Source organism: Thioclava sp. F36-6, from assembly GCF_002020305.1.
Lineage (GTDB): Bacteria > Pseudomonadota > Alphaproteobacteria > Rhodobacterales > Rhodobacteraceae > Thioclava > Thioclava sediminum.
This window is the reverse complement of sequence record NZ_MPZX01000001.1, coordinates 300154-312915: the sequence shown is the minus strand read 5'-3', so window position 1 is coordinate 312915 and position 12762 is coordinate 300154. Positions and strand designations below refer to the sequence as shown.

Sequence of the window (12762 nt, the reverse complement as noted above, 5' to 3'; positions counted from 1 at the left end):
AGGGATTTATGAGCAAGACGATCCACCCCGTCCTCCTCTGCGGCGGCTCGGGCACGCGGCTCTGGCCGCTCTCGCGCAAGAGCTACCCCAAGCAATTCGTCAACCTGATGGGCGAGGAGAGCCTGTTCCAGGCCTCCGCCAAGCGGCTCGCGGGTGACGGCTTCGCAGCCCCTTCGGTGATTACCGGCGCAGATTTCCGCTTCGTCGTGATCGAGCAACTGGCCGCACTCGAAATCGCCCCCGCCGATATCCTGATCGAACCTTCCGCTCGCAACACCGCCGCAGCAATCTGTGCGGGCGCTCTCGTCCTCGAGACCCGTGAACCCGGCGCACTGATGCTGATAGCGCCCTCCGATCACGTCATTCCCGATCCCGCACGTTTCCGTGCAGCGGTCGAGGCCGCCGCCCCGGCGGCCGAGGCCGGACAGCTGGTCACCTTCGGCATCCGCCCTGATCGCGCCGAGACCGGTTATGGCTGGTTGGAACTGAGCGAAGCCCCGGACGCGGAGTTCTCCGCAACCCCGCAACCGCTGAAATCCTTCGTCGAAAAGCCTGACCTGGCCAAGGCCGAGGCGCTGCTCGATGGCGGCATGCATATCTGGAATGCGGGTATCTTCCTGTTCTCGACCTCGGCGATTCTCGACGCCTTCGCAAAGCATGCGCCCGGAACTCTCGCGCAGACCAAGGCCGCCGTTGACGCCGCCGAGCGCGATCTCGCCTTCACCCGACTCGCGCCCGAGCCTTGGGCGCAGCTCGAAGACATCTCGATCGACTATGCAGTGATGGAGCGCGCGGACAACCTGACCGTCGTGCCCTATGGTGGCGCGTGGTCAGACCTCGGCGACTGGCAGGCAGTCTGGCGCGAGCAGAACCCGGACGAGCACGGCATCGTAGCGACCGGCCCGGCCACCGCGATCGACTGTCGCGATACACTCCTGCATTCAACGGATAGCGCTCAGGAACTGGTCGGGATCGGGCTCGAGGATATCATCGCGGTCGCCATGCCCGATGCGGTTCTTGTCGCCCACAAGGACCGCGCGCAGGACGTGAAGAAGGCGGTGGCTGAACTGAAGGCCAAGGGAGCCGCCCAAGCAGAGACCCTGCCCCGCGACTTCCGCCCCTGGGGGTGGTATGAGAGCCTCGTGGTCGGTCAGCGCTTCCAGGTGAAGCGGATCCATGTCCACCCGGGCGCGGCATTGAGCCTGCAAAGCCACCACCACCGCGCTGAGCACTGGATCGTTGTCGAGGGCACCGCTAAGGTGACCATTGATGACGAGGTGAAACTCGTGACCGAGAACCAGTCTGTCTATATCCCGCTCGGTGCCGTCCATCGCATGGAGAACCCGGGGAAAGTTCCGCTGACGTTGATCGAAGTGCAGACCGGCAGCTATCTCGGTGAAGATGACATCATCCGCTACGAGGATGTCTATGCGCGGGGGCAAGGCGCAAAAGGGTAAAGGCCTCACTGCGTCCTAGGGAGGGGCGGCTCCGAAGCCTCGAAATATTTACAGAACGCGAGAGCCACGACACCAAAGTCGTGGCTCTTTTTGTTTGAAGATCTTTCTATCGCGTCGCGACAGAAGGAAAGAAAAACTGACACTCTATCTGTGGATGCAGCCCTACTGCCCTCCTCGCGAGAACACTTACGGGAGTTCGGAGGAGTCGAAGGATACGATAGCAGCCCCAACTCGATCGGCACTATCCGCCCCGGACCAATACGCGCGAGCTTCCATCCAATCCGCCTCAGAAACCGGGTCACTAAAACCAGGATCCGAAAGTTGACGAAGCCCGTAGTCCAGATGCACGAGGCGCCCCAAGATTTTCATATCATCGAGATCGATCGCAACCTCCAGCACGTCTCGCCCCACCACGATACCAGAACCTGCGTCGACAACGAGATAACGCCGAATAGCCTTCAGCAGGGACTCCGCCGGATCGAGATCCGGCTCAGGCCCCTCCGCTCTTCCGAAGAGCCAGCGATGGGCATAACTGCAAGCCTCATCCGTGAGCAGAACATACTGAAACTCGTCTTCCTTGAACGGGCCTCGCCGCGCGATCATCGACCGCGTCTCGAGGAAACCGCGCCCTTTAAGTTTGAGCGCGCCTTCGTAGCTCGTCGCACCATTCTCCAACAGCTCGAGGAGCGGACGTAGCAAGGGATCCGCCAGCATGTTCTTGATACGGCGATAGACAAACCCATCCCCGAGTGATCCGGCAAGACTGCGATCACGATGAGTATACATTTCTCGATCGGAAATGAGCAGAAAACTAGGGTCGATTTCAGTTGCGTCCATTGAGGTGGTCCCTTTGCAAAGATGTATTAGCGAGCGCACGAATGTCTCTTATAACCGGTAGAGCTAAAACCAACATTGCGCGATTGCAAGGGGGTGAAACGAACGCCGAAAAGCCCTCTGCGCGACACTCTCGCGAGCAACCTAAGATCACTGCGCGCTGAGCGTGGATGGTCGCAGGAACGTCTAGCGCTCGAATCTGGTCTCAACAGAACCTATTTGAGCGCCGTAGAGCGTAGCGAGCAGAATATCTCCATCGACAATGTCTGGCGCCTCGCGCAGGCTCTCGATATCGACCCCGCTAATCTGCTCAAGGTGAAACTGCGGAGCTGATTGCTCACACGCCTCAGAACGCGATCGGCTCGAGAAGCCTAGCGATAGTAGCCAACCGCCCCCCTTCCCCATAGCGCTCGCGCCCCAGGGCATGCCCCATAATGTCACGCCGGATCCGCTCGTCGATCCCAGCGGCAAGCATCCGATCCTCAAACCCATGCCGCAAGCTGTAGAGAGAATGCCGCTCGCTCTCGAGGAGACCGGCATCCCGCAGATAGGTATTCACCGTGGCACTCAGCGTGGCAGAGCTCTCGCGATAACGCGAAAACCCATCCGGGAATGCTCGCATCGTCTCCAGAGACACCCCGTGCAGCGGCATCACCCGCTCTGCATTCTGCGTCTTGAGAACCCGCCCGATCGGCTGCAAGAGCAAATGCGGGATCGGATCATCGAGCCGGATCTCCTCGGGCCGCAGCGCTGCGATCTCGCTCGGACGGAGCCCGGTATTCACCATCAACAGCAGGATTGCCCGCGCTTGCGGCTCCAGCCCATCGAGCGCACCGGGGGCCAGCAAGCGATCCCGCACCCAGTCGTCCGAGAAGGACGGCCGCCGCGCCGCTTTCCCCTGCCGGAAGCCGAGATCCTCAAACGGCAGCTCAAGCCCGAGCCGCTTGTCGCGGTTCACGCGCCTCAAGACCGCACTGAGATGCGTCAGATCCTTGTTCGCGGAATTCGCGGTGAGCCCTTCGCACGCCATCCGCTCTGCCCACCAATCGCGAAAATCGAGGAAATCATCGCGCGTCAGATCATCAAGCGGCTTGTCCCCGACAACCGCGATGAAGTTCTGCACCGCCTTGATATGCGGATAGCGCCAGCGCCGAACCTGATCCGCACTCTTGCCCAAGGTCTTGTCACGAGCGAGACCCCAGAACAGCTCAAGCGCCCGCGATACGGTGATCAACGGTAGCTCTGCCCCACCAAGAAGGGAGTCCGCTCCGAGCGGATCGCGCATCTCGTCACTCGCAACCAGATCGATACGCGCGAGCAGCTCTTGCACAGGCAGACGCGCCACCTTGCGCGCATCGAGAAACCGGTAGCCGCGCGCCTTCGCAAACCGCTTGGCCGCAGCGAACCGCGCCTCCGCGTCTTCCGTATCGCCATCGAGCATCGCCTCCCAGACCTCGATCTGCTCGGCCCAGAGCACCGGCGCCTTCTGTCGCGCCAATGTCTCAGACCCCGTCCGAAGGCTGATCACCACTTCGCGGCGAGGATCGACAGAGGCATACCCCTTGGGAACCCGCCGACGCAGATGCCAGACTTCGCCACGCTTGGTGATATTCATCGCACCCCTCCGGGAAAGAGCTTTTGTGTATCGATATGTGTAGCACGAAAGCCTTCCCCAGGGAATCGAATTCAACGTAAATAATTGATTTATTTATATTTAGATACGAACTTCACTTGGAAATCGAGATGGATATGTCGGAGAGGAATTCCGATTATCGCGCTCTCCTTCTGCGTCTCCGCTCAAGCGTCTCGCGCAGCAGCCTGGTGCGATCTTCGTAATCCAACTCGGCTAACGTTCTACTAAGGAAGGCACCTCAGACTTCCGGGGAGTAATCAGAGAGGAAAGCAGTCAGTGCGTCGACCGCCTGCCCCATATCCACCGCACTCGCATATTCAGCCGGGTTGTGGCTGATCCCGCCCTTGCAGCGCAAAAACAGCATCGCGATCGGGCAGAGATCGGCCATCGCGGAGGCGTCATGCGTGGCTCCCGAGGGCAACTCGGGCGCGAGCGCTCCGGTCGTGTCGCGTACGGCTGCGGCGAGCCCTTCTCGCAGCCCTGCATCGCAGGCTTGGGCAGGCTGCGCATAGGTCTTCTCTATCTCGACCTCCGTCGCCGTGGCCTCGGCGATCTGCGCGCAAAGCGGGCTAAGCGCCGCGCCCATCGCGGTGCGGGCCGGGTCTTCGGCGGCGCGGATCTCGATGGTCAGATCGACCTGCGCGGGGATCGCGTTGACCACGTTGGGCGAAACATCGAGCTGCCCGACCGTCGCCCGGATCCCGTGCGCGCGCGCCATGTCATGCACGCCGCGCACCAGGTCCGAGGCCGCCAGCAGCGCGTCGTGGCGCATCTCCATCGGCACGGTGCCCGCATGACCCGCCTCGCCGGTGATCGTGACGCGATGCCGCTCGATCCCGGAAATCGCGGTGACGACGCCGAGCGGCTTGTCCGCGGCTTCGAGCACCGGGCCTTGCTCAATATGCAGCTCCAGATAGCCTGCGATCGTGGCCGGATCGCGCGCCAACGTCACCGTGCCTTCTGGGTCGCCACCAAAGGCCTTGAGCGCCGCACCGAGGCTTACGCCCGCCTTGTCCACCATCGCGAAAACGCCTTGGTCGAGCGTGCCCGCCAACGCGCGCGGCCCGATCAATGCGGTCGGGAAACGCACGCCCTCCTCATCGGCGAAGGCCAGCACCTCGACAGAAAATGGCAGCGCGCGATCGCCAATCGCTTCGAGCGCAAGGCATCCCAGCGCCACCCCCATGATCCCGTCGAACGCACCGCCATGACGCACGCTGTCCTGATGCGAGCCGATCAGCAGCGTGGGCGCGCCGGAAGGCCCTGCGCGCCGCCCGATCAGCGTTCCCGCCGCATCGCGCCTAACCGTGCAGCCCGCCTGGTCCATCCACCCGGTGATGATCTCCAGCGCAGCCTCGTGTTCGGGACCGAACGGCAGCCGGGTCACGCCGGGACCGGGCTCGGAGGCTTTCGCGATCGTCTCCAGCCGCTCTTGCGCAACTGCACCCCAGTCCTGCATGGCATCACCTCTATTTATCATTATAAATAGCTATCTACTCTTTTGATGCGAATTGGTCTAGGAGAAACGCCAGTGCGTTTCCCCTCAAGAGATCCGATGCCCCGCAAACCCGCCACCGAACCCAAGCGCTCTCGCCCCGCCCGCGTGGCCGATCAGATCAAGGACTGGGTCGTCGCGCAGCGCTTGAAGAAGGGCGACCGCCTGCCCGGCGAGGCCGAGATGATCGAACGGTTCGGCATGGCGAAAGGCACGATCCGCGAGGCGATGCGGCTGCTGGAAGCGCAGGGACTGGTGACAACGCGCACAGGGCCGGGCGGCGGCTCCTTCGTGGGCGAGGTCAGCGAGGAGCGCGCCCGAGCGCTGTTGGGAAACTACTTCTATTTCAAGGATCTGACGGTCGCCGACATCTACCAGATCCGCCGCGCGCTGGAGCCCGAAGTGGCCGCGAGCCTTGCCGGAAAGCTCTCGGAGGCAGATCTGGCCGAGCTGGAGGCGCTGGTCTCGCAATATGCCGCCCCCGCCGCCACGCCCGAGGAAGAGCGCGAACAGCATGTGGATTCCCTGAAATTCCACGCGGTGCTGGCACGGCATTCCGACAATGCGCTTCTGGCCTTCCTGATCCGCTTCATGGCGCAGATCCTGTCGGACCTGACGGTCTACCGGAAACTCTACGCGCCCCATAACCACGAGCTTTGGGAAAGCGGGCGTAACCACCAGATCGCCCTGATCGCCGCGCTGCGTGAGGGCCGTGCCGAGGATGCCCGCACGATCATGGCCGACCACATGGCCACGGCCCAGCGCTTTATGGAAGCGCAGGAGGCCGAGGTGATGAAACGCTTCATCGCCGAGTGACGCGGGCTTTCGCGCCGAGGGCCGCGCCCGAGCCTCGGGCGGGCGCTTCGCGAACGCGTGTGGCTTAGCGATTTATCTCGCAAATCCGAAAATCGGTAATGCATGCGCCGACGCCGCCAATGCGCCCTCCCGTGGGGAGGGTCGGGCGCGGCCCGGGGCTGGTCGCCCCGCGCCAAGTTCCGAGCTACTTCGTCCCGGTCTCGGGCAGCGGGAGCGCTTCGGGCTCCACCAGATCGGGGACACGATAGGGATCGTCGAGGGTCGGCACGACGCGGGTCCAGCCGTAATAGGGCTCGGCCCGGGCGGCGGCGAGCAGCTCGGCCAGATCCTCGAGCGGCTTGGCCGAGCGGTCGATGCGCAACGTGAGCGGCGTCGCCGCGCGCGAGGCTACCAGCAGCGCCGCTGAGAGCAGCCCGCGACTGTCGCCTCCCGCCCGCGCGCCTGCAACCAGCGCGGCCATCAGCCGGTCGGGCATCGGGCCCTGCGTGGAGAGGTAAGTATCGCGCACCGCGCGGATCACCTCCCAATCGGCAAGCATATTGCCCGAAACCACGACGCCCGGCCCTTCCAGCGCACCGCAGACCGGCACCGACATCTCGCCGGTGAAATGGCCCGTGCGCCCGCGCAGGTCGATGGCGGCGAGTTGGCGGTGGGCCCGTCCGGTATCCGGGCCCGTCACCTCCGCCACGGCGTCGGGCGCGGACATACCCGCCTTCATCTTCGCCAGCACATCCTCGCCCCAGAGCGTCGAAGGCGCGGTGCCCTGACTGGCCGACAATCCCGATTCGGCGCCGCCGCGCAGCACCCAGCCGCCGACGCAGAGGCTGCCGGTCATGGCCGCCCCACCAAAGACGCCCGTTTTTTCGTCATATGCCAGAATTGATACCGTCACGGCGGAACTCCGTTAATCTGCGCCCTTGCATTTATCATGATAATTTGCCCTCATGCAATCATCACCAATAAAAATCAGCCATGCTGAACAGGAGAGGTACTATGGCAAAACTCACCCTTACGCGGCGCGGTCTTCTGATCTCGGGCGTGGCGACGGGCGTCCTGATGGGAACCGGTCTGCCTTCGATGGCGGCGACCCCGCCCGGCGTTCTGGTCGTAGGCCAGATCGCGGAGCCCAAGGCGCTCGACCCGGCGGCGGTCACCGCCGTGAACGACTTCCGCATTCTGATGAATCTCTATGACGGGCTGGTGCGCTACAAATCCGGCACGCTCGAAGTCGAACCGGCCCTCGCCGAGAGCTGGGACATCTCGGATGACGGCAAGACCTACACGTTCCACCTGCGTCAGGGCGTGAAATTCCATGACGGGTCCGATTTTGACGCCGAGGCGGTGAAGTTCAACTTCGAGCGGATGCTCGACGAGAACCACCCCTATTATCACACCGGCCCCTTCCCGCTCGCCTTCTTCTTCTCGAGCGTGGACACGGTCGACGCGAAAGACCCGCAAACGGTGGTCTTCACGCTGAAGGAACCCTATGCGCCCTTCCTGTCGAACCTCGCCTACCCGACGGGGCTGATCGTCTCGCCGACGGCGGTGAAGAAATTCGACAAGGATTTCGGCCGCAACCCGGTCGGCACCGGTCCCTTCACCTTCAAGGAATGGCGCCCGAACGAGGCCGTCGTGGTCGAGGGCAACCCGGATTACTGGGACACGCCCACCTCGCTCAAGGCGGTGATCTTCCGCCCGATCACCGATGCCAATACTCGCGTAGCCGAGATGCTGGCGGGCGGGATCGACCTGATGGTCGAGGTGCCGCCCGTGGCGCTCAAGGAGTTCCAGAACGACAGCTACAACCTCGTCGAACAGGCGGGCCCGCATCTGTGGTTCCTGATCCTCGATTGCGCCACGGGTCCGTTCAAGGACAAGAAGGCCCGTCAGGCCGCCAATTACGCGATCAACAAGGAAGCGATCGTCAACGACGTGCTCGAAGGCACGGCGACCGTGGCCAACGGCCCGACGCCCGCGGCCTTCGCCTGGGCGCATGACGACAGCCTCGACCCCTACCCCTACGACCCGGAAAAGGCCAAGGCGCTGCTGAAAGAGGCCGGCGTGGCCGAGGGCACGGAAGTGACCTTCTACGTCACCGATGGCGGCTCGGGGATGCTCGACCCGGTGGCGATGGGCACGGCCATTCAGGCCGACCTGAAAGCCGTGGGACTGAACGCCAAGATCGAGACCTTCGAGTGGAACACCTTCCTCGGCAAGGTTAACCCAGGGCTCGACTCGAACGGGCAACATGTCGACATGGCCGAGATGGCGTGGATGACGAACGATCCCGACACCCTGCCCTATCTCGCGCTGCGCACCGATGCCTGGCCCGACAAGGGCGGCTTCAACTCGGGCTATTACTCGAACCCCGAGGTCGACAAGCTGCTCGAAGAGGCGCGCACCGCGACCGATCAGTCCAAGCGCGCCGAGCTCTACAAGAAGATGCAGCAGATCGTGCATGACGACGCGCCCTGGGTCTTCGTGGCGAACTGGAAGCAGAACGCGGTGACGAACGACAAAGTGTCGGACTTCACGCTGCAGCCCTCGTTCTTCCTGCTCCTCAAGGACGTGACGAAGGCCTGATCCTTCCGGGTGCGCGGGCCGCGACAGGTCCGCGCACTCTTTTTTTCATCTTTTGCGCGTCACCCAAAGGGAGACCAATGGGCAGCTATATCCTCAAACGGCTCTTGCTGGCGGTGCCGGTGATCCTCGGGATCACGGTGATCGTCTTTCTGATCATGGCGATGATCCCGGGCGATCCGGCGACCGCGATCTTGGGCAGCTATGCCACGCCCGAGAACGTGGCGCGTCTGAACCGCGCTCTCGGCCTCGATCAACCGCTGGTGGCGCGCTATTTCATCTGGCTGGGGAACATGCTCCACGGCGATTTCGGCCAGAGCTTCTCGCTCAACCGCCCCGTGATCGACGAGGTGCTGGAGCGGTTCAACAACACGCTGATCCTTGCGGGCACCTCCTTCGTTCTCTGCACGGTCTTCGGCATTCTCGCAGGTGTGGTCTCGGCCGCGCGCCAATATGGCTTCGCCGACAAGGCGATCACCTTCGTGGTACTGCTGGGCATTTCGATCCCGTCCTTCTTCCTCGGGATGATGATGATCCTGATCTTCGCGGTGGACCTGCAATGGCTACCGGTCTCGGGGATGTATGCGATCTATGGCGGCGGCGACCTGCCCGACCTGCTCCATCACCTGACGATGCCCGCGCTGGCTCTGGCGGTGGTGGCGACCGGCGTGGTGGCGAGGCTGTCGCGCTCGGCCATGCTGGAGGTGCTGCGGCAGGATTTCATCCGCACCGCGCGAGCCAAGGGCGTGAAAGAGGGCCGCGTGATCTGGGGCCATGCGCTGCGCGCGGCGATGGTCTCGATCATCCCGGTGCTCGGCATTCAGGCGGGCTTCGTGCTGTCGGGCGCGGTCTATATCGAAATCGTGTTCCAGTGGCCCGGCATCGGGCGGATGCTGGTCGATGCGATCTTGCAGCGTGACATCCTGCTCGTCCAAGGCGGCGTCGTCTTCGTCGCGGCCTGCTACGTGATTTTCAACATCATCGTCGATGTCGCCCAGAGCCTTCTCGACCCGAGGATCAAGACATGAGCGCGTTCTTCAAACTTCTCGCGCGCAACCGGCTGGCGCTGGGTGGGCTGATCGTGATGGGGTTGGTGGTGGCTCTGGCGCTGATCACTCCGCTGCTGCCGCTGACCGATCCGGACGCGACGAATACCGCGAACCGCTTCCTGCCGCCGTTTTCCGATGGCGCGCTGCTGGGCACCGATGCGCTGGGGCGCGATCTGCTGTCGCGGCTCTTGTGGGGCACGCGGCTGTCGCTCGCCGTGGGCTTTGCCGCCGCGCTCTTCGCGGCTGTCGCGGGCGCGGCAGTCGGCATCATTGCGGGCTTCTATGGCGGGCGCACCGACAACATCATCATGCGCGCCGTCGATATGCTGATGGCCTTCCCCTATATCCTTCTGGCGCTCGCAATCGTCGCGGCTCTCGGTCCCGGCCTCGTGAACGCGCTGATCGCGGTCTCGGTCGTGAACATCCCCTTCTTCGCACGCAACATTCGCGGCATCACCGTAGGCCTTGCCAATAAGGAATTCGTGGATGCGGCGAAGCTCGCGGGCATGTCGAATGCGCGCATCATCACCTCGGAAATCCTGCCCAACGTCGTCCCGGTGATCGTGATCGCGATGTCCACCACGATCGGCTGGATGATCCTCGAGACGGCGGGCCTGAGCTTCCTCGGGCTCGGCTCGCAGCCGCCGCAAGCCGATCTCGGGAGCATGCTGGGCGAGGCGCGCTCGGCGCTGATCACCAACCCGCATACCTCGGTCATTCCCGGCATCATGATCCTGATCATCGTGATGAGCATCAACCTGCTGGGCGACGGCGTGCGCGACGCGCTCGACCCGCGGCTGAAATCGGGCGCGCTGAGCCGCCCGATGGCCGCGACCCGCGTGGATCGCAAACACACCCCCGCGCCGGAAGTCGCGACTGACGGCATTCTCAGCCTCGAGAACCTGCGCACAGAATTCCACGTCAAGGACCGGATCTACAAGGCGGTGTCTGGTGTCTCTCTGTCGGTCAAACCCGGCGAATGTCTCGGCGTGATCGGCGAGTCCGGCTCGGGCAAATCCGTCACGGCGCTGTCGGTCATGGGCCTCGTGGCCTCGCCGCCCGGCGTCATCACCGGCGGGGCCGCGCGCCTTGAGGGCCGCGATATGATCGGTGCACGCTATGGCGATCTGAGAACCCTGCGCGGGCGCCGCGTCGCCTACATCTTTCAGGATCCGCTAGCGACGCTACACCCGCTCTACAAGGTCGGCGATCAGCTGGTGGAGGCAATCTCCAGCCATCGCGCGATCTCGAAATCCGAAGGTCGTGCAAAGGCCATCGAGCTGCTGAAATCCGTGCGCATCCCCAATGCCGAGGAGCGCGTGGACAGCTACCCACACGAGATGTCGGGGGGCATGCGTCAGCGCGTCGGCATCGCGATGGCGTTGACCAACGATCCCGACGTGATCATCGCGGACGAGCCCACCACCGCGCTCGACGTGACGGTGCAGGCGCAGATCCTCTCGCTGCTCGACGATCTACGGCGCGAACGCGGGCTCGCCATCATCTTCATCACCCATGATTTCGGCGTGGTGGCCCAGCTGTGCGACCGCGTGGCGGTGATGTATGCGGGCCGGATCGTCGAGGAAGGCCCGACGATGGAGATCCTGCGCGCGCCCGCCCATCCCTACACGGCGCGCCTGATCGCCTGCGTGCCCGAATTGGGCGCGGGCAAGCGCAAGCTGGAGGCGATCCCGGGTCTGCCGCCTTCGGTCGATGCGCTGCCCGCAGGCTGCGCTTTCGCCGATCGCTGCCTGAAGGCGCAACCGTCGTGCAAAGAAGGCGAGATACTGCTCGAAGGGACCGGAGCGCGTGCCGTGCGCTGCCTCTATCCCGAAACCACTCTCGCGGAGGAAACCGCATGAGCATCGCCTTGCAAATCACCGACCTGTCGAAAACCTTCCCCGTCGGCAAGAAGCTGTTCGGCGGCGCGACCGGCGGGGTGAAAGCCGTGCATCCGATGACGCTCTCGGTCCAGACGGGGGAGACGCTGGGGATCGTGGGGGAATCCGGCTGCGGCAAGTCCACTCTGGCGCGGATGCTGGTGGGCCTCCTGCCCGCGACGACCGGCACGATCGAAATCGAAGGCTCGGCGCTCGACAATGCCGACCCAGCCGAGTTCGGCAAGCGCATCCAATATGTGTTTCAGGACCCGATCTCTTCGCTGAACCCGCGCAAGACGATCCGGCAGATCATGGATGCGCCCTTGAAGCTGCTGCACGGGATGGATCGCAAAGCGCGGGAGAAACGCATCCTCGAAATCTTCGACAGCGTGAATCTGCGCGCCGATTTCCTCGACCGCTACCCGCATGAGTTCTCCGGCGGTCAGGCGCAGCGCATCGGCATCGCGCGGGCGCTGGCGGCGCAGGCACGCATCCTGATCCTTGATGAACCCGTCTCGGCGCTCGATGTCTCGGTGCAGGCGCAGGTGCTGAACCTGCTGGCCGATCTGAAACGCGAATTCGGCCTGACTTACCTGTTCATCAGTCACGATCTGGCGGTGGTCGAGGCGGTCTCTGACCGGATCGCAGTGCTCTATTTCGGCTCGGTGGTCGAGGAAGGCCGGGCCGAGGAAATCTTCGCCCATCCGCGCCACCCCTACACGAAGCTGCTCGCAGAAAGCGCGCCGGTCGTGGGGCGTGCGCTGTCCGACCCAGAAGACGGGCACGCGGAACTGCCGAACCCGCTCGACCCGCCCAAGGGCTGCGCCTTTGCGATGCGGTGCCCCTTCGCGACCGACAAATGCCGCGACGCGGCTCCCGCGCTCGAACAGATCGGAGACGATCAACGGGTCGCCTGCTACCACCCCTTGCCTGCCGGGCCCCTCTGACAATTGCCCGGAGCTTGGCGCGGCTACGGCGAAAGCCCGCCTCCCGGCTCGAAGCCTCAACAGCTTCGAAC

General features: G+C 63.8%; 11 protein-coding genes. 7 read left to right on the top strand and 4 right to left on the bottom strand.

All coding sequences use genetic code 11. The features are described from left to right. Window positions 1-8: 8 nt before the first annotated feature. Window positions 9-1457 carry a mannose-1-phosphate guanylyltransferase/mannose-6-phosphate isomerase gene (locus BMI88_RS01535; RefSeq protein WP_078545419.1) on the top strand — a complete coding sequence of 483 codons (1449 nt, stop codon included), beginning with the start codon at window positions 9-11 and terminating at the stop codon, window positions 1455-1457. A gap of 186 nt (window positions 1458-1643) precedes the next feature. Here the strand turns inward: BMI88_RS01535 and BMI88_RS01530 are convergent, their stop codons facing one another. Continuing rightward, on the bottom strand, window positions 1644-2294 hold the full coding sequence (locus BMI88_RS01530) for a hypothetical protein (RefSeq protein WP_078545417.1): 651 nt from the start codon (window positions 2292-2294) through the stop codon (window positions 1644-1646). Between the two features lie 93 nt (window positions 2295-2387). On the opposite strand from BMI88_RS01530, the gene BMI88_RS01525 reads away from it, so the two are divergent. Then, a complete protein-coding gene (locus BMI88_RS01525; RefSeq protein WP_075777684.1) occupies window positions 2388-2624 on the top strand; it encodes a helix-turn-helix transcriptional regulator in 237 nt (78 codons plus the stop codon). Window positions 2625-2637: 13 nt separating this feature from the next. Here the strand turns inward: BMI88_RS01525 and BMI88_RS01520 are convergent, their stop codons facing one another. Beyond that, a complete protein-coding gene (locus BMI88_RS01520; RefSeq protein WP_078545415.1) occupies window positions 2638-3906 on the bottom strand; it encodes a DUF6538 domain-containing protein in 1269 nt (422 codons plus the stop codon). A gap of 256 nt (window positions 3907-4162) precedes the next feature. Further along, on the bottom strand, window positions 4163-5383 hold the full coding sequence (locus tag BMI88_RS01515) for a M20 family metallo-hydrolase (RefSeq protein ID WP_078545413.1): 1221 nt from the start codon (window positions 5381-5383) through the stop codon (window positions 4163-4165). A gap of 96 nt (window positions 5384-5479) precedes the next feature. On the opposite strand from BMI88_RS01515, the gene BMI88_RS01510 reads away from it, so the two are divergent. Further along, window positions 5480-6235: an FCD domain-containing protein gene (locus BMI88_RS01510; protein ID WP_078545411.1), complete on the top strand. Its 756-nt coding sequence runs from the start codon at window positions 5480-5482 to the stop codon at window positions 6233-6235. A 184-nt stretch (window positions 6236-6419) separates the two neighbouring features. Here the strand turns inward: BMI88_RS01510 and BMI88_RS01505 are convergent, their stop codons facing one another. Next, on the bottom strand, window positions 6420-7127 hold the full coding sequence (locus BMI88_RS01505) for a DUF1028 domain-containing protein (protein ID WP_078545409.1): 708 nt from the start codon (window positions 7125-7127) through the stop codon (window positions 6420-6422). A gap of 101 nt (window positions 7128-7228) precedes the next feature. Here BMI88_RS01505 and BMI88_RS01500 point away from each other — a divergent pair, with 101 nt between their 5' ends. The 4 genes from BMI88_RS01500 to BMI88_RS01485 all read left to right on the top strand — a co-directional run bounded on the left by BMI88_RS01500 (window position 7229) and on the right by BMI88_RS01485 (window position 12691). Next, complete coding sequence (locus BMI88_RS01500; protein WP_078545407.1) at window positions 7229-8818, top strand: ABC transporter substrate-binding protein; 1590 nt, start codon at window positions 7229-7231, stop codon at window positions 8816-8818. Between the two features lie 77 nt (window positions 8819-8895). After that, window positions 8896-9843 (top strand): ABC transporter permease, encoded by a 948-nt coding sequence (locus BMI88_RS01495; RefSeq protein WP_078545404.1) that lies wholly within the window; start codon window positions 8896-8898, stop codon window positions 9841-9843. Beyond that, complete coding sequence (locus BMI88_RS01490) at window positions 9840-11726, top strand: dipeptide/oligopeptide/nickel ABC transporter permease/ATP-binding protein (RefSeq protein WP_078545402.1); 1887 nt, start codon at window positions 9840-9842, stop codon at window positions 11724-11726. Before BMI88_RS01495 ends, BMI88_RS01490 begins: the two co-directional genes overlap by 4 nt. After that, window positions 11723-12691 (top strand): oligopeptide/dipeptide ABC transporter ATP-binding protein, encoded by a 969-nt coding sequence (locus BMI88_RS01485; protein ID WP_078545400.1) that lies wholly within the window; start codon window positions 11723-11725, stop codon window positions 12689-12691. Before BMI88_RS01490 ends, BMI88_RS01485 begins: the two co-directional genes overlap by 4 nt. Window positions 12692-12762: the final 71 nt, after the last annotated feature.